The sequence below is a fragment of the Neorhizobium turbinariae genome (assembly GCF_023223505.1).
GTDB lineage: Bacteria > Pseudomonadota > Alphaproteobacteria > Rhizobiales > Rhizobiaceae > Neorhizobium > Neorhizobium turbinariae.
In genome coordinates, this window is sequence record NZ_JALPRY010000027.1 from 23,771 (window position 1) to 41,434 (window position 17,664).

The window sequence follows — 17,664 nt, forward strand, 5'->3', positions numbered from 1 at the left end:
CTCAACGTGCGGCGGAAGATAGGCGAGAATGGGCCGAAGAGCTACGCCGTGAGCCCGCGGTTTCAACATCTTGTTCGTCCACGCCGGCATATCGGGCTCGCGGCCGGATCAGTTCCCCGCTTTCCACCTGCTCCATGGCATGGGCAAGCCACCCCGTGGTGCGCGCCATCGCAAAAATCACCAGCGGCGCCTCAGGCGGCAGTTCGAAAGCGACCGCCAAGCTCGCCAGCGCGAAATCGATATTGATCGGCTCACCCAGAAGCTCCTCGCCCGCCTCCGCAAGATCGCGGTAAAGCTTTGGCGCCTCGAACTCCGCCATCAACGCCTTGGCACGGAGATCTCCTTGCGGATAAAGCCGATGCCCGAAGGCACGCAGCAACCCTTCCGACGACAGACCGGTCGAGATTGCCTCACGCACCCCATGGGCCTTCGCCTGCGCCGCCAGCATCGTGACATCACGCCATGCGCCGCCATGGCGGGGGCCCGTCAACGTCGCGAGCCCGGACAGCACTGCGGCCGACAGGGCAGCACCCGATGACGCCGTCACGCGCGCCGCGAAGGCGGACACATTCAGCTCATGCTCGGCCGTCAGGACCAGTGCCTTGCGAATCGGCTCGGCGGCCTCCGGCCTTTCCCAACCGTCCGCGAGGCGCTGGTGCAACGGCCTTGGCCTGTCACCTCCTGGTGCCAGCGCTCCCGCAACAGTTGACAGTATCTTGGCCGCTTCGGATCGAAGCACCGCCGGACGACGCCCAAGCGCCGGCAGATCGGTGGCCGCCCGTTTGGCCAGGGCGACAAGCGCGCCCGTCACGCGCGATGCGTTTCCGCTTGCCCCTGAAGCACCCTCTGCCAGTTTTGCTGGCGCCGTGTCCCACAACAGACCCGCCGTCTCTTCCAGTGTCAGATGTTGCGCAAGTTCCAGCGCGTCGCGGCCGCGGTAATAAAGCCGACCGTCCTCGATGGCGGAGATCGTCGTCGGCAGCAGCGGTTCGCCCCAGCGGATCGTTTCCGTGGCCACGGCAGCCGATGCGCGCTGACCGGAATGCCGTTCCGCAAGCCGCGCCACGTCTTCCGCCTGATACAGGCTGCGGCGCGATTCCGCCGGATCGGCTTTGGCGCGAATGCGACCGCGGCTGACATTGGCGTAAAGCGTTTGCGGCTTGGTGCCGAGCCGCTTCAAAGCTTCCTCTGCGGTGATCCACCCACTCTTCATATTGATCTATCTCATCAAGATTGACGTCAACATTGATAGCCTTGATCATGTTCACGGTAAAGGAGAACGTGATGATGAAGAATGGTTTGGAAGATGTCGTTGCTGCCGAAACGGTGCTCTCGGATGTTGATGGTGAGGCCGGTCAGCTGATCATCCGCGGCGCCTCGCTGGATGACCTCGCGGGATCTGCAACCTTTGAAGATACGGTCTTGCGCTTATGGGATGGGTTCTTTGAAGAACCCATGTCTGCCGCAATGGTCAACACGGCACTGGGTCGAGCGCGTGCCGAAGTCTTTGCGCATATCGGCGCTGTGGACGAGGCAATGCTGAGCATGCCACCGGTGGACGCTCTGCGAGCACTCCTCGCAAGACTGCCGGATGGCGATGATCTGCCAACGGCCGTACGTCTTGCCGCGGCAACCGCGGTGTTCCTCCCCGCACTCTTGAGGCTTCAGCAGGACCTGCTGCCTATCGCACCGGATGCGACGCTTTCACAAGCTGCCGATACGCTGAGGATGCTGACGGGCACCACGCCCTGCCCGGCACAGGTCGCCGCGCTTGATGCCTATCTCGTGACGATCTGCGACCACGGGCTGAATGCCTCCACCTTCACGTCGCGCGTCGTCGCATCCACCGGAGCCGGGCTTGCTTCGGCCGTATTGGCTGCCCTCAGCGCGCTCAAGGGACCACTTCACGGCGGAGCACCCGGACCTGTACTTGATATGCTCGATGAGATCGGGACGGAGTCGAATGCAGAAACCTGGCTGCGCGAGACGCTCGGTCGCGGCGAGCGGCTGATGGGTTTCGGTCATCGGATCTACAAGGTGCGCGACCCACGCGCCGATGCGCTGAAAGCCGCGCTGCAGCGACTGGCAGAAGAAGGGACAGTCAGTCTTTCGCGGGTGAAGCTGGCAGAGGTCGTGGAACGGGTGGCCGTCGCGATCCTCAGGGAGCGCAAGCCGGATCGGCGCCTCGACGTCAATGTCGAGTTCTACACGGCGCTGCTTCTCGATGCGCTCGGCTTCCCGCGCGAAAGCTTCACCGGAGTGTTTGCGCTTGGCCGCACGGTCGGCTGGATTGCGCACGCCCGCGAGCAGGCAATGAACGGTCGGCTGATCCGCCCCCGCTCGGTCTATGTCGGCCCGCGGCCCGACCAGCAACACTCGCTCCAGCGAGCAGTCTAGAGCCGCCTCGGCCTGGAGCACGAACTGCAGGATAAAAGAAAGGCACGGTTTCCCGTGCCTTGAAACTCATGCCATGCTGGGACGATCACTCGTCCCGGTAAACCTTCTCGCGCCGTTCATGACGCTCCTGCGCCTCGATCGACAGGGTTGCGATCGGACGGGCATCCAGGCGCTTGAGGCCGATGGGTTCGCCCGTTTCTTCGCAGTAACCGTAGGTACCTTCCTCGATACGCTGTAGCGCGGCATCGATTTTCGAAATCAGTTTCCGCTGTCTGTCGCGGGCGCGAAGTTCGATAGCCCTGTCTGTTTCGGAGGAGGCCCGGTCGGCGAGATCGGGATGGTTAGCGCTTTCTTCAGCCAGATGGTCCAGCGTTTCGCGCGCTTCTCTCAGTATGTCATTCTTCCAAGCAATCAGCTTCGCCCGAAAGTACGCCTTCTGATTTGCATTCATGAACTCTTCGTCTTCCGAGAGCACATAATTGCTAAGATCGATCTTCTCACTCAACGCGATTCTCCTGAAGAACATCTCATGCGGCGCCTCTATATCGCATTCGGCCATCGCGATTCAAGCCGTGCACAAACTATTGAGCACAATTTAAAACTGTCACAAAAATGGGCTAAATGGTGAATTTTTCAGCTTTATTCTTAACGCCTGAACTATAGCACGGCCGGCCGCGCCGATCCGCGTCCACTGCCGGTTGACGCCGGGTGGGGCCATAGCTACCTCTGCCTCAGACATTCCTTCCGACTTGGCGCATCACCCATGACCTCCCCTTCTCCGTCCCGTCTCTACCTGTTACGCCACGCCAAATCCGGGTGGGCGGAGCCCGGACAGAAGGATTTCGACCGCCAGCTCGACGCCCAGGGTTTTGCTGAAGCCGAGCTTGTTGCGGACAAGGCAGCCGACCTCGGTTACCGACCAGACCGGGTGCTCTGCTCCACCGCCACGCGCTGCCGCCAAACGGCAGATGCCATCCGCCGTGCAACGGACGAGACGATTGAGCCGAACTTTGTCGATGAACTCTACAACGGCTCGTTGCCCACCTATCTGTCGCTGATCGAAAGCCAGCAGGACGCAGGCTCGGTCATGATCATCGGCCATAACCCGACGATGGAAGAACTGCTCGAGGCGCTTGTGGGTCCGACCCAGATGCTGGCGGCAGTTCCCTCGAGTTATCCCCCTGCTGGACTGGTGGTCCTGGACCGGAATACGCAAGCATCGGGCGCAGGCGCGGACTGGATCCTCACCGATTTCCTCACCCCTTGAGGCATACGGCGTCTTTGCCTCCGGCTCCGGCGATACCTATATTGCCCCGAACACGGAAACCGGAACCTCACCTTGCCGCCTTCGCTCACCAGCTTCACCGACGACGCCCGCATAGCGCTTGACAACCTCACCGATCGTGCAAGCGGGCTGATCCACCCGACGATCAGGCTCGGCGTGACCGGCCTGTCGCGTGCCGGCAAGACCGTCTTCATCTCCTCCCTCGTCCACAATCTGCTAAACGCCGGGCGCCTGCCGCTGCTCGAAGCTTATCGATCGGGCCGCGTGTCCAACGTGAGGCTGGAGCCGCAGCCGGATGATGCGATCCCGCGCTTCCAGTACGAGGATCACATCAACGCGCTGGTCAACGACCGCATCTGGCCGGATTCCACCCGCGCCATCTCTGAGCTGCGCATCACGCTGGACTACGAAAGCGCCAGCGGCTGGGGCCGGATGTTTTCGCGCGGAAAGCTGTCGATCGACATTGTTGATTATCCCGGAGAGTGGCTGCTCGACCTGCCACTGCTTGCGCAGGATTTTCGCCAGTTCAGTGAAAGCACCGTCTCGCTCGCCCAGACCGGCATCCGACAGGAACTGTCGCGAGATTGGGTGCAACTGGCGCAGAGCATCGACCAGGACGCGCCGGCCGACGAGATGACGGCGCGGGGACTTGCGGAAACTTTCGCCGCCTATCTGAAAGCCTGCAAATCGGACGAGCGCTCGCTCTCCACCCTGCCGCCCGGACGTTTCCTGATGCCAGGTGATCTGGAAGGCTCGCCGGCACTGACTTTCGCGCCGCTGCCGAACATGCCTGAAACGAAGGCGCCAAAGGGCTCGTTGCGGGCAATGATGGAGCGCCGATACGACGCCTACAAGAACATCGTCGTGAAGCCGTTCTTCCGCGAGCACTTTGCACGGCTGGACCGTCAGATCGTGTTAATCGATGCGCTGCAGGCGATCAACCGAGGCCCGGAAGCGGTGCAGGACCTCGAGCGCGCACTGACGGACGTTCTCGCGTGCTTCCGTCCCGGCAGCAACAGCATCCTGTCCGCACTCCTCGGCCGCCGCATCGACAAGGTGCTGGTCGCCGCAACCAAGGCCGACCATCTTCACCACGAAAGCCACGACCGGCTGGAAAAGCTTGCTGGAAGGCTGGTGGATCGCGCTATCGAGCGGATCGGCATGGCCGGAGCCGGTATCGAAGTGATGGCGATCGCTTCGGTACGTGCCACCCGCGAGGCGACGGTGAAGGAGGACGGCCAACTGCTCCCCGTCATCGTCGGCACGCCGATGGCTGGCGAGACGATCAACGGCGAGCGCTTCGACGGAGAGAGGAAGACGGCCGTCTTTCCGGGAGACCTGCCGGAAGATCCCGAAACGCTGTTCCGCGGCATGGACGCGGCGAGCAATGACCTGCCGGAGGTCAACATCGTGCGCTTCAGGCCGCCGCTCCTGGAGAGAACGGCAACCGGAGCCAAGCTGTCGATCCCGCATATCCGCCTCGATCGCGCCCTGCAGTTCCTTCTGGGAGACCGGCTGGCATGAGACCTCCTGAGTCGCAGAACAACAGGCGGCGCCCCGCGTCATTCGCCGTCGAGGAAGAAGCAGCCGCCACTGGCGCGGTTAATGTCCCGGCAAGCCGCAGCCCTCGCAGCTTCGATGACGGCATGGTCGCGGTGACGCCGGACGAAGAGGATCCGTTCCTTTCCCCGCCGGAACTGGATACGGACGCCATACCGGTCGCCGAGCCTCGCCGACGCAGGAAGTTTTCCTTCGTCAATCTCGCGCTGGCCGCTTTCGGCACCTTCCTGTCGCTGGCATTCGGCCTGTGGGCAGACAGCGTCATCCGTGACCTCTTCGCCCGCGCGGACTGGCTGGGTTACGCAGCACTCGCAGCGCTTGGTATCGGCTTGGTTGCCGTGTTCGTCCTGGTGGCGCGCGAAGTGCTTGGCATCATGCGGCTTTCCGCCGTGCAGACATTGAAGACACAGGCTGAAGATGCCTTGCTGTCGCCTCGCCCCGCAGCAGCCCGTTCGGTCGTTTCGAGCCTTTATACGATCCTCAGTCACCGCCCGGAGACAGCAAAGGGACGCGCCACGCTCGACGCGACCAAGGACGACATCATTGACGCCCCGCAACTGATCGATCTGGCAGAGCGGGAACTGCTCTCACCGCTCGACCGCAAGGCACGGGCCCTCATCCTGGCATCCTCCAAGCGCGTCTCCATCGTCACTGCCGTCAGCCCGCGCGCCATCGTGGATCTCGCTTATGTGCTGTTTGAAGTCACGCGGCTGGTTCGCGCCATGGCGGAGCTTTACGGCGGCCGTCCCGGCACGCTAGGCCTGATGCGACTGCTGCGCGACGTGGTGGCGCATCTGGCCGTGACCGGCTCAATTGCGGTTGGCGACGGGCTTGCCCAGCAGGTGCTCGGCCACGGGCTTGCATCGAAACTTTCGAAGCGACTCGGCGAGGGCGTAATCAATGGATTGTTGACCGCCCGGATCGGGATTGCCGCCATGGATCTTTGCCGTCCGCTGCCGTTCCGTGCCGTAAAAAGGCCCGGCATCGGCGATTTTCTGTCCGACATTGCCTCCGTTGGCGGACGCTCCGACGAACGATAATTCACTCCGCATTAACCATTCGCGCGTAAATTTAGCGGCAGTTAAAGTTGCCGCTCGTCTGAGGAAAGTTCATGTTTACGCGCTTCTTTTCGCTTCTCGGCGGTATCGCCGTTCTTACCGCTGCGGCACCTTCGGCCATCACCTCACAGGCTGAGGCCGCACCGCGCGACAAGGCGTTTTTCCAGTCCGTAGCGGGTGTCTGGAAGGGTCCGGGCGAGATCGTTGCCGGCAAATACAAGGGCACGAAATTCAGCTGCAACCTCATCGGTGCTCCGCCGGTCGCTGGCGACGTTGGAATCAAGCTCGACGGCACCTGCCGGGTCGGCGTGTTCCAGCAGCCGATGTCGGCCACGATCACCCAGAGCGGCAAGGGTTACACCGGCAAGTTCCTCGATGGCGCCGAAGGCAAGGGTCTCGACATCATCTCCGGCTCCGTCAATGGCGACAAGGTCGTCATGGGCATCAACCGCAAGCAGTTGAATGGAGCCATGGTCGCTAGCCTCCGCGGCGAGAACAAGATGAACATCACCATCTCGGTGAAGGTCGACGAGCAGATGATCCCCGTCATCGGCCTGTCGCTCGACCGCGACATGGACTCGATCGCCGTCGGCTCGATCAAGCCTTGAGCTTAAAGAGGAGCGTTAAGCGCTCCTCCACCAGTCGGGATCGTCGTCGGCGACCCTGATTCCCGTCACGTCAACCTGTTCCAGCCAGGCGTCGACCGACCGGCCGTTCAACACCATCTCCGGCGCGATATCAGCGAGAGGCTTGATCACGAAACCGCGCTCCGTCATCCGCGGATGCGGCAGTTCAAGCGTTTGCGTCTTCTGCTCCCGGTTGCGATAGGTCAGGACATCGATATCGATCGTGCGCGGGCCCCAGCGCTCCACGCGTACCCGTTTCATGTTTCTCTCGATGGAAAGGCAAAGCTGCAGCAGCGCCTCCGGCTCCAGCACCGTTTCCACCAGTGCGCAGCAATTGAAGAAGTCGGCCTGGTCAAGCTTGCCCCATGGCGGCGTTGAATACAGCTTGGAAACCCTGACCACCCGGCAATCGTCGCTACGGTCGATCTGCCGCAGGGCCTCGGCCATGGCCGTTGGCGGGTCGCCAATATTGCCTCCGAGACCGAGCGCCGCGACTTCCCAGGTCCGGTCAGGCAACGTGCTCAACCCGAACCTCCGCATAATCGAGGATGCCGGCGATCGGCACGCTGGGCTTGCGCACCGCAACTTCGACCCGCCTGATCTGCGGCGACCAGACACACAGCGCCTTGCCGATGTCCTTCGCCAAGGTCTCGATCAGGTTTCGGCGCGTCCCTGTGACAATCTGCTCAACGATGGCATAAGCCTCGCCATAGTGGACCGTGCTTTCGACGCTGTCATTGGTGAGCGCGTCTTCGGCCTCGACCATCATGACCACATCGATTAAAAACCGCTGACCGAGCCGCGCCTCTTCGTCCAGCACACCGTGACGCCCGAAGAAGGCACAGTTCTTGAGGGTGATCGTGTAAGTGCCCATCAGTTGCCGTCCCCTTCCCCAGTCAATGCGCCTGCCGCAAGCACGGCATCGGCCATCCGCAGCGCGTCGCGGCTTGATGCAACGTCATGAACGCGGAAGATCGCCGCACCCGCGAGCCGCAAGATCGCCGTGGTTGCCGCCGTGCCGATATCCCGCTCGTCCGCTTTCTCCCGCCCGGTGACCGCGCCGATGAAGCGCTTCCGCGAAGTCCCGGCCACCATCGGGAAACCGAGCTCGTGCAATTCGGCAAACCGCGCCATCAGGACCAGGTCGTCATGGCCGTCCTTGGCAAAGCCAAAGCCGGGATCGAGAATGATCGCTTCTTCTTCGATGCCGGCGCCCCGCGCGATCTCGAGCGATTGCCGCAGGAAGAAGTGTTGGTCTTCGATGTGATCAGCGAGTTTTTCGCGACCGCGACCGGTATGCATGATGCAAACCCCTGCCCCTGCCTTGGCTGCCACATCAGCAATCTCCGGCTCGCGCTGCAAACCATGGACGTCATTGACGATGTGAGCACCGGCGGCGACCGCAAGCCGGGCAGTCTCGGCACGATAGGTGTCGATCGAGATCAAGGCGTCCGTCTCGGCGACGAGCTTTTCGATCACGGGGAGAACACGGTCTTGCTCCTCGACAGCCGAAACCTCGATAGCGCCCGGCCGGGTCGATTCACCGCCTATATCGAGAATGGCAGCGCCTTCGCGCGCGCAATAGAGCGCATGCGCGACCGCCGTATCGCGTCCGGCATGGCGTCCGCCATCGGAAAACGAGTCTGGCGTGACGTTGATGATGGCCATGAGATGCCCCACCGGCCCAAGCTCCAGGCTGCGCCCGTGCGCGAGCTTCCAGAGCCGCGGATGCAAGGGGCTGTTGCTTCCGGATACCACAGGCAGACCATCTTTCATTAGGTAACGCAAAATTTGACGCTTTCGAGTTGCGCTCTGGCTGGCTATGCCCCAAGGTCATCCCAAGTTCAACGTCGCAGGCATTAGAATGTTCTTCAGCCGTAAGGTTTGCCGAGTTTTCGGCACGGTTCTTTTTTCCTGCTTCGTATCCTCAACGGCCCTTGCAGCTCCCGTCATCACCAAGACCTATTCCTACTTCAATGTCGGCGGCCTGACCGCTGACGACCTGGACAAGGAACTGGAAAAGCGCGGGCCCTTGACACGGTCGACCGGCCACCGGCATCCCGGCGCCACCGAGATCAAGTTCGGCGGCGATGTCACCTATGTCGAGAAGAACGGACGCTGCACCGTCGGCGGCACACGCGTGACGCTTCGCACTCACATCATCCTGCCGCGCTGGACGAACCGCAAGAAGTCACCTGCCGATCTGGGCTTCATCTGGGATACGCTGTCGTCCGATATCAAGCGCCATGAAGAACGCCACGCGGAGATAGCCCGCACCTACGCCCGCCGCCTTGAGCGTGAATTGCTCGGCCTCAAGCCGACACGAACCTGCAACGCTCTGGAAACTGACGTCGCAGACGTCACGCGCCGCGTTCTCGCCAATCACGACCGCGACCAGCAGCGTTTCGACCAGGTCGAGTCGGCCAACTTCGACGAGCGCATGATGCGGCTGCTGCAATACCGCCTGAAGAGCAAACGTCGCTAACCGCCGCCAGCCCGTTTACCGCCAATACCGTCGAAGCTTGTGCCAGGCTGACCTGCAGCCTCGTGAATGATGGGTAATATATGGTGATGGGCTAATTCACGGTTTTCAGATACAAGCTGAGGCATGGGAAGCGCCCCGGACCGCAGATATGGCGAAGGCGCAAGTGGTGAGTTCGCGCGCAAGCGCTGGAGCTTCCAGGCCCTGACGAGATCGGTAGCGTAGCATACGCGTAAGAACTTCAGTTTGCCGTGTTCTCCCGGCGTGTCCTTGAACCGCAGGTGCCTCCTCCCTTGGCCTGTGGTGATGCGCCCGACTTGCCTCGCTAGCAGCTTAAGCGCAGCGAGGCTTTTTTTTGGACAATCACATCAGACGCAAGAGCCGATCAGGCCTGGCGCTCCGGCACATGCACCACGAGCCCATCGAGCTCCGGCTTCACCTTGATCTGGCAGGACAGCCGCGACGTCGGCTTCACCTCGAATGCGAAGTCGAGCATGTCTTCTTCCATCGGCGCCGGCGGGCCAACCTGTTCGGTCCAGGCGTCATCGACGTAAACATGACAGGTTGCACAAGCGCAGGCCCCGCCGCATTCGGCTTCGATGCCCGGCACGGAGTTGCGCACGGCGTTCTCCATCACGGTGGTGCCAGGCTCTGCCTCGAGTTCGAAGCGCGTTCCGTCGAAGGCAACGATTGTCAGTTTCGTCATGTTTCACATCCGGGATATTGAAGATTGCGACCAGAAAATCCGGCGCTGTCTTCCGATATATGCCCGGTGCAGTCAATCATCGAAGGCGTCTTCTGCTATTCCGCTGACGCCGTTGTTATCGACCCTAGCGATAAAGCTTCTTGATGAAGTTTTCGGCCTCCACCACGGCAGCACTTACGGCAGCCCGCCGTGCGGCGTCGGACGCATCGAACTCCACGCCTTGCGCCGCCGCTGAAACGCGAAAGGCACCGACCGCATTCGCGGCACCCTTCAGGCGATGCGCGGCCGCAACGACGGCGTCGGGATCAGGTGTTGCCATGTCGTGCAGCGCGCGACGCGCCTGGCGCGCAAACATATGGAGGACCTCTATCTCGAGTGCCCGGTCACCCATGGTTTGAGTCGCGAGATGCACGAGATCGATCGGGCGCGTCTGCGAGGGACAGGCGCCTCGCCCGTGCTCGGATGCTGATTGTGATGCTTCGAACGCGATACCTGCGGCTGCCATTGCCATAACCCTCTTCCCCGTTGTTATTGTTGGCGTTGTGCAGATTATGCGCAACGGGGCAGTTATCCCGTTAAATTCCGGCACAACCGGGTCTGCAATCTTTCCATATGGTTAATTTTTGTTAAGTTGCGGGGAAGTTACGGCTTTTGTGTCTCAGCTTGGTTTAAATCCTGTTAACAAAGCGCGCGCAGGCCGGGCGCCTTAATGAGTGTTAATTGTACGAGATGGCCGAATGTGCCACTACAGTACGACTACGGTGGCGGCAAATCACGTGCTTCCGTCACCCAGGACAGGCCGGTAAGCTTTCATTATCATCCGTTTGAAAGAACGGCCGTCCGAACTGAAAGTAAATGGAAATCCCAAACCGCCAGTGTCGGCGGCGGATTTCCGGCAGGCAGTTTTCCACCTTCGGTCTGCGGGCGGCAGAGCGTCTCGTGGAGCGGCCGGGCGAGTATGTAGCGAGGCGTAACCGCATGGCGAAGAATCCCAGCAGCGAGTCGATCGACGAAACGGCTTTCCAGGCTCTGGAAGATGCGTTGAAGATCAACTTCAACGACGATCAATCCCGCAACAGCAAGCCATCGCCGCAGCCCTCCGACCAGAGAGCACGCGAAACGGCAAGCTCGCGCGCATCCGCCTATCAGGAGGATGCGGCGGAGACCTATCGTCCGTCAGCCCAGGAAACTGCACCGAAAGCACCCGCCTTCCAGCCAGCCAACGACTCCGGCCGCCGCAGCAGCGCCGCCATCATGCGCACGCTTGAAAGCGGCGCGATGCGCTCCTCGGTTCGCAACGCCGTCATCCTGTCTGTCATCTGGGCCGTCGCCGGCTTCGCCCTCGGTTACCTGATCTACGGCAACCAGCTGTGGCAGGTCACTTCCGTTGAAGGCGTGCTTGCAGCGCCGGGCATCGTGGCGCTCGCCATCGGCATCGTCGTGCCGATCATGCTCTTCTTCGCCTTCGCCGTGATGATGGCCCGCGCGCAGGACCTGCGCAACGCCGCCCGTTCCATGGCCGAAGTTGCGCTGCGCCTGTCGGAGCCGGAAACAGTCGCTTCCGACCGCATCATGAGCGTCGGCCAGGCTGTTCGCCGCGAAGTTTCTGCCATGAACGAGGGCATCGAGCGTACCATCGCCCGTGCCGCGGAACTCGAAACGCTCGTCCATTCGGAAGTGAACGCGCTGGAGCGCAGCTTCACCGATAACGAATTGCGCGTTCGTGGCCTCGTCCATGAACTGGGTGCCGAGCGCGACGCGATCGTCAACCATGCAGAACGCATCCGTTCCTCGATTATCGGTGCGCATGACCAGTTGAAGGAAGAGCTTTCGCTCGCAACCGAAGAAATCTCGATCCGCCTTGCCACCTCCGGCGAGGCTTTTGCTTCGTTGATCGAGACCCGCGGCGCGGCGCTGATGGAGAAATCCGACGCTGCCGGCGACGCGCTCGCGACCCTGCTCACGACCAAGACCGAAAACCTGCTCGAAGCGCTGAATTCCTCTGGCTTTGCGCTGGCCCATGACTTCGACAACCGTATCGAAGAAATCCAGTCGGTTCTGTCGACCCGCGGACAGGCGCTACTTGCCGAATTCGAGACCCGCGCTTCGTCGCTTGATGCCAATACCGAGAAGCTGAATGCGGCGCTCGCCGATCGCACGCGCCAGCTGAACGAGACCCTGCTTGCCCGCACGCGTGAAATCACCGAAGGCCTGAGCGAAGGCGAAAGAAGCATCACGACCTCGCTTGACGCGGTGCTTTCGTCCCTCAACAGTTCGCTTGCCGAAAAGAGTGCCGCCTTCCGCGACACGCTGCAGAACACCGTCGAAGACGTGGTCATGGATCTCGACATGCGCTCCGGCTTCTTCGAGGAGCGCCTGCAGGCGACCGTTGGCCAGCTCAGCACGACTTTCGACGAAAGCGTTGCACAGTTCACCTCCGCTTTCGACCAGCGCGCCGGCTCGCTTGACAGCAAGCTGATGGACAGCCTCGCCCGCATTAACGAGACGGTCTCGTCTGGCTCGGAAGCAATGGAAAACATCCTGAGCTCCAGCATCGAGCGCATCAGCTCGTCGTTGACGGATCAGTCGCTGGCGCTCGCGACCACCCTTGGCACAGGCCAGGAAGTGCTCGACTCGATGCTGGAAGGTCGCGCCAACGATATCGCCGAAGTCATTTCCAGCCGTGGCAGCGCGCTGCAGGACGCACTTGCCGCGCGTACCGGCGAGTTCCAGGACGCCCTCACCGCCCGCACCACCGAATTCCAGGAAGCCTTTGCTGCCCGCAGCGGTGAGATCCAGGAAACGCTCGCGAGCCGTACCTCCGAGCTGGAAGGCACGCTGGCCAGCCGCACGACCGAAATCCAGGACGTTCTGGCCGCTCGCACGAACGAAATTCAGGATGTGCTGGCAACGCGTTCGGCCGAAATCCAGCAGAACCTGTCGTCCGCTCGCGAAGATCTCGACGGCACGCTTTCGTCGCGCAGCATCGAGATCGGCGATCTCCTTGCCTCCCGTGGCGCCGAAATCCGCGGCGGCCTTGCCGATGCGCACCAGCAGCTCTCCGACACGCTGGCCACCGGCAGCAGCACGCTCTTGAGCGGCTTGTCCGAGAACCAGACGCGCTTCGAGCAGGGCCTTGCGATCCGCTCCGGCGCGATCATTGCCGCCCTCTCGAGCAGCCATGACCACCTGACGGACGTCCTGACCCAGAAGACGAGCTCCATCGAGAACCTGATGGCCAGCGCGCCCGAGCGCCTGTCCGGCATGTTCGACGAGAAGGCGGAGCACATCGCCCGCACCATGTCGGAAAGCGAACAGCGCATCAGCGACGACCTCGGCCGCCATGCCACGAGCATGCAGTCCTCCCTCGAGGCTAACCGCGAGCGCATCTCCGAGATCCTCGAAGACAAGTCGATGGAAATTGCGACGTCCTTCGCGCTCGGCGAAGATCGCCTCACCGGAATGCTCGACGAGAAGTCGGAGGCGATTGCCAAGGCCCTGTCCGAAACGGAAGCCAGGGTGTCGAGCGATCTCGGCCGCCGCACCACCGAGATCCACGAAGCGCTGAGCACCAACCGCGATCGTTTGGCCGGCATCCTCGACGACAAGTCGATGGAAATCGCCACCTCCTTCGCGCTCGGCGAAGATCGCCTTGCTGGCATGCTCGACGAGCGGACAACGGCGCTGAGCACGGTCCTTACCGAGGCAGACATGCGCATCGAGCAGTCTTTCGCCGAACGCGCCGAAGCGATCCGCAATGCTTACCTCACAAGCCAGCTCAACCTCGAAACCACGCTCGACACCCGCACCGAGGAACTGACCCGCGCTCTCGAAAGTGGCAGCGAGCGTGTGGCCCAGGTGGTCGACGGCGTGACGGAAAAGGTCGAGACGACGCTCTCCACCGGTTCGCAGCGCCTGCATGACAGCCTGTCGGAAGGTCTGGACCAGTTCGGCAACCTGCTTGGCTCCAATCAGGAGCGGATCGCGGCTACCATCGGTTTTGGTCACCAGCAGATGGCGGAAACGCTCGGCTCCGGTCAGCAGCAGCTGTCCGAGACCCTGAGCACCAGCCACGAACAGATCGCTGCGACGCTGAGCGACAACCATCTCCAGCTGGCAACGACCTTGTCTTCGAGCCACGACATGATGGCCGATACGCTGGGCTCCAGCCAGCGCCGCATGGCCGAAACCCTTGAAGCCGGTCAGCACGGGATGCGCGACACGCTCGACCAGTCGACCGGGCAGCTGTCCTCTACCCTTACCCAGGCCGAACAGAGCATTGGCGACCTGCTGCGCGACGGCACGACCTCGCTCGGCACCACCGTTGCTGCAAGCGCGGGCATGCTGGAAATGTCGCTCGAAAGCCAGCAGGGAGCGCTCCGCGAAGCAATCGACACCGCAAGCCAGTCGCTTGAAGAGCGCCTGCGCGAGAATGTCGGCACGCTCGCTGTGCGTCTCTCCGACGCCGCCGGCGAGATCGGCCGCTCGGCCGACGCCTTCTCCAACCGCATCCGCCACACGGTTGGCGGCGTGCAGACGGCGCTCGAAGAAACGGGCACCCGCATCGAGACGACCTTCGGGGGCCTGGAAGGCCGTATCCGCGGCGAGATCCTTGAAGCCGCGCAGCTCATGGACGAAGCAGGCAACAACCTGTCTGCAACGCTGGTGAACCGCACCGCTGACCTTGAGCGGACTGCATCGGAAGCAACCGATCGCATCACCGAAACCATGGACGGCCGCACGGCACGTATCGAAGAACGCCTCGGCACGATCGACCGCGCCCTCACCGTCGGCCTCGACAACGTTACCAAGACCATCGAAAGCAAGGCTGTTGGTCTCGCTTCGACGCTGCGTGAGGCTGTCAGTGCAGCTGCCCAGAGCATGGACAGCGAAGCCAGCCGTTCGGCGGAAGTGCTTGCTCGTGCCGGCGCCGAGTTCACGGAAGAACTCAATGCTCGCAACGAGGAGTTCACCAAGGCGATCGAAGAGCGCTCGACGCAGATCGTTGGCCGCATTTCCGAGACGCAGAACCGCCTCGCAGGTCAGGCAGCGACCGTTGCTCACGCTTTCTCGGAAGCCGGCAACGCGATCGTCCACAAGGTGGCGGAAGCCGACAACCTGGTGAAGCGCCAGGTGACTGCGATCTCTGAGGCGCTGGACGAGGCCCAGAAGGCACTTGGCGAACGTGGCAGCGATATCCGCTCGACGCTGGCCGAAACCGCAAGCCAGCTCGACGACGCGATGGATGCGGTCGACCAGGCACTTGCCGCGCGCGGCGACGCGATCCGCGACGCGCTCGACAACCGTGCCCGTGACCTCAACTCGATGCTCGCAAGCCGCTCTGCGGAATTGGCTCGCCTCATCGACGAGCGCGCCCGGCCGATGGTCGAGCAGTATGCCGATGCCGGCCGCCTCGCTGCCGAGCAGATCGCCGTTGCGGCAGAACAGAGCGCCGAGCGCCTTACGAATACGGCGGAAGAAACCACCTCGCGTATCCGCACCGAGAACTCCGCGCTGATCGATGCAATCGCCGCACGCACCAACGACACGCTTTCGGCGATCAGCCAGCGGACGGAAAATGCAGCCGGTACGCTGCGTTACGTCGAGCAGGGCCTGTCCTCGAGCGTCAACGCGCTCATCGACCGCCTCGCGGAAAGCAACTCGAACATCGCGGCAACCGTCGAACAGGCCGGCGCCCAGATCAGCAGCACGGCCGAAAACGTCGCTCAGCAGATGTCGGAAGCTGATCGCCGCCTCGGCTCCACCGCCGGTCGCTTCGCGCAGTCGGCGTCGCAGGTTGCCGAAGTCGTTGCCGGCTCGACCCGCCAGCTCGAAAGCAATATCGCGCAGATGACCGAAGCCTTCGGCCAGACGCTCGAGCAGGTTGGCGGCATTGTCGGTCGCTTCGACGAGCACTCCCGCGTCCTGGCGGAGGCGTCCGATCTCCTCAACGCCGCTCAGTCGAGCCTCATGACGACGTTGGAAGATCGCCAGCATGCCCTGCGGACGCTGGCAAGCGGCCTCGTTGCCCGCTCGGAGGAAATCCAGTCCACCATGCAGGGCCTCGCCGGCCTCGTCGACAGCGCCTTCGAACGCGCCGAGGAGCGTTCGCTCCAGGTGGGTACGCATCTGCGCGAAAGCCTGCATGCCTCGTTCGCCGATATCGGACGGACGCTGGGTGAAACCCAGCACCGCGCCGAAGTCACCGCCGATGCGATGCGCCACGCGTTGGTCAATGCCGGCGCGGAAGCAAACCAGGCAATCGAGACAACGCTTTCGGAAGCCGAGAAGCGCACCCGCGAACTGTCCGATCGCATGCGCGGAAGCATGTCGCAGTCACTCACCGAAGTGGAACGTCTGCTCAGCGATGCCACGACGCGCTCCGGTACGGCAGCAGAGCAGCTTCGCGAGACGCTGCGTGAGTCGGTCGAAGAAGCGATCTCGCGCTTCTCCGGTGCGACCCAGGAAATCCGCCAGTCGGCGCAGGACATCCGCCGCGAACTCGATACCACCCGCTCGGAACTGAAGCGTGGTGCGTTCGACCTGCCGGAAGAAGCCAAGGAAAGCGCTGCCGCCATGCGTCGCGCCGTTGCCGAGCAGATCCGCGCCCTGCAGGACATCTCTGCCTTGGTCGGCCGGTCCACGCAGAACCTCGAAGTTTCCGAGGCACCGTCCAACCTGCGTCCGGCTCCGCAGCCTGCCGCACCGCGCCCACAGGCACCGATCGCGGCCGCCATGGCGCCGCAGCAGTCGGCACAGCTTCCGCCGGCTCCTCGCGAAGCCCCTGCCGCCGCAGGCCTTCGTGGCAGCCTGCCGCTTGACCGTCCCGCGCCCGCTCCCCGCGCGCCGGAACCGACACGTGGCGGCAATAGCGACGACGGCTGGATCAGCAACCTGCTCCGTGGTGCATCACGTGACGAATATGCGCAGCCCGCAGCGCAGCGCCAGCCGCAGCCGGTCCGTCCGCCCGAGCCGGCTCCGGCGCCCCGCGCCGCTGGCGACAACCGCAATCCGCGCCACATGGTCGAATCGCTGAACTCGCTCTCCGTGGATATCGCCCGCGCCATCGACCACGATGCGTCGGTCGAGCTCTGGCGCCGTTACCAGCGCGGCGAGCGCGACGTCTTTACCCGTCGCCTCTACACGCTGAAGGGCCAGCAGACCTTTGACGAGATCCAGCGCAAGTATGAGCGGGAGCCGGAATTCCGCACCGCTGTCGACCGCTATATCGCCGACTTCGAGAAGCTGCTGGCGGATGTTGCTCGCACCGACCGCGACAAGACGGTGACGCAGAGCTACCTCACCTCCGATACCGGCAAGGTCTATACGATGCTCGCCCATGCGGCGGGACGCTTCAACTAAGCCTCGCTCAAACAACGGAAAGGCCGCCATCGAGGCGGCCTTTTTTGTGTCTGGTGTTTGGTGATAGCGTGAACGACGGGTGCAAGCGGCCTCTACGGGCAAGGAGGTCCCCCCATATCAGAAGAGGCCCCGTAGGACCTCTTCACAACGCTTCCAGAGCAACTTTGGTGGTGACGCCAGAAGCAGCG

At 62.7% G+C, this 17,664-nt stretch carries 14 protein-coding genes; 7 read left to right on the top strand and 7 right to left on the bottom strand.

Annotated elements, in window-relative coordinates:
• Nucleotide 1: 1 nt before the first annotated feature.
• Nucleotides 2-1,213, bottom strand: coding sequence for a citrate synthase (locus M0654_RS20520; protein ID WP_248684671.1), 1,212 nt, complete (start codon nucleotides 1,211-1,213; stop codon nucleotides 2-4).
• Between the two features lie 74 nt (nucleotides 1,214-1,287).
• On the opposite strand from M0654_RS20520, the gene M0654_RS20525 reads away from it, so the two are divergent.
• Entirely contained in the window at nucleotides 1,288-2,397 is a 1,110-nt protein-coding gene (locus M0654_RS20525; protein ID WP_248684729.1) for a citrate synthase/methylcitrate synthase, read from the top strand.
• A gap of 85 nt (nucleotides 2,398-2,482) precedes the next feature.
• Here the strand turns inward: M0654_RS20525 and dksA are convergent, their stop codons facing one another.
• Nucleotides 2,483-2,902, bottom strand: coding sequence for an RNA polymerase-binding protein DksA (gene dksA / locus M0654_RS20530; protein ID WP_118849752.1), 420 nt, complete (start codon nucleotides 2,900-2,902; stop codon nucleotides 2,483-2,485).
• A 258-nt stretch (nucleotides 2,903-3,160) separates the two neighbouring features.
• Between dksA and M0654_RS20535 the strand changes: the two genes are divergently transcribed.
• From M0654_RS20535 to M0654_RS20550, 4 genes are all read left to right on the top strand, one after another.
• Nucleotides 3,161-3,664 carry a SixA phosphatase family protein gene (locus M0654_RS20535; RefSeq protein ID WP_248684672.1) on the top strand — a complete coding sequence of 168 codons (504 nt, stop codon included), beginning with the start codon at nucleotides 3,161-3,163 and terminating at the stop codon, nucleotides 3,662-3,664.
• Between the two features lie 72 nt (nucleotides 3,665-3,736).
• A complete protein-coding gene (locus M0654_RS20540; protein WP_248684673.1) occupies nucleotides 3,737-5,206 on the top strand; it encodes a YcjX family GTP-binding protein in 1,470 nt (489 codons plus the stop codon).
• The gene (locus tag M0654_RS20545; protein WP_248684674.1) at nucleotides 5,203-6,282 is read left to right on the top strand and encodes a YcjF family protein; all 1,080 of its coding nucleotides are present in this window, start codon (nucleotides 5,203-5,205) and stop codon (nucleotides 6,280-6,282) included. Before M0654_RS20540 ends, M0654_RS20545 begins: the two co-directional genes overlap by 4 nt.
• A gap of 71 nt (nucleotides 6,283-6,353) precedes the next feature.
• Nucleotides 6,354-6,908, top strand: a complete 555-nt coding sequence (locus M0654_RS20550) for a hypothetical protein (protein WP_118849756.1) — start codon at nucleotides 6,354-6,356, stop codon at nucleotides 6,906-6,908.
• 15 nt (nucleotides 6,909-6,923) lie between these two features.
• On the opposite strand, the gene folK is transcribed toward M0654_RS20550, so the two are convergent.
• From folK to folP, 3 genes are read right to left on the bottom strand one after another with little or no spacing between them, the layout of a single operon-like run.
• Nucleotides 6,924-7,451, bottom strand: a complete 528-nt coding sequence (gene folK, locus M0654_RS20555) for a 2-amino-4-hydroxy-6-hydroxymethyldihydropteridine diphosphokinase (protein ID WP_390920948.1) — start codon at nucleotides 7,449-7,451, stop codon at nucleotides 6,924-6,926.
• Nucleotides 7,435-7,800, bottom strand: a complete 366-nt coding sequence (gene folB / locus M0654_RS20560; RefSeq protein WP_248684675.1) for a dihydroneopterin aldolase — start codon at nucleotides 7,798-7,800, stop codon at nucleotides 7,435-7,437. Before folB ends, folK begins: the two co-directional genes overlap by 17 nt.
• Nucleotides 7,800-8,702 (bottom strand): dihydropteroate synthase, encoded by a 903-nt coding sequence (gene folP, locus M0654_RS20565; protein WP_248684676.1) that lies wholly within the window; start codon nucleotides 8,700-8,702, stop codon nucleotides 7,800-7,802. The genes folB and folP overlap by 1 nt, the downstream gene beginning before the upstream one ends.
• A gap of 88 nt (nucleotides 8,703-8,790) precedes the next feature.
• On the opposite strand from folP, the gene M0654_RS20570 reads away from it, so the two are divergent.
• On the top strand, nucleotides 8,791-9,411 hold the full coding sequence (locus M0654_RS20570) for a DUF922 domain-containing Zn-dependent protease (protein WP_248684677.1): 621 nt from the start codon (nucleotides 8,791-8,793) through the stop codon (nucleotides 9,409-9,411).
• A gap of 382 nt (nucleotides 9,412-9,793) precedes the next feature.
• On the opposite strand, the gene M0654_RS20575 is transcribed toward M0654_RS20570, so the two are convergent.
• Both M0654_RS20575 and M0654_RS20580 read right to left on the bottom strand, forming a co-directional pair.
• Complete coding sequence (locus M0654_RS20575; protein WP_118849760.1) at nucleotides 9,794-10,114, bottom strand: 2Fe-2S iron-sulfur cluster-binding protein; 321 nt, start codon at nucleotides 10,112-10,114, stop codon at nucleotides 9,794-9,796.
• Nucleotides 10,115-10,238: 124 nt separating this feature from the next.
• Nucleotides 10,239-10,619 carry an Hpt domain-containing protein gene (locus M0654_RS20580; protein ID WP_248684731.1) on the bottom strand — a complete coding sequence of 127 codons (381 nt, stop codon included), beginning with the start codon at nucleotides 10,617-10,619 and terminating at the stop codon, nucleotides 10,239-10,241.
• 473 nt (nucleotides 10,620-11,092) lie between these two features.
• Here M0654_RS20580 and M0654_RS20585 point away from each other — a divergent pair, with 473 nt between their 5' ends.
• A complete protein-coding gene (locus M0654_RS20585; RefSeq protein ID WP_248684678.1) occupies nucleotides 11,093-17,476 on the top strand; it encodes an apolipoprotein A-IV repeat region-like domain-containing protein in 6,384 nt (2,127 codons plus the stop codon).
• The last annotated feature ends 188 nt before the right edge of the window (nucleotides 17,477-17,664 follow it).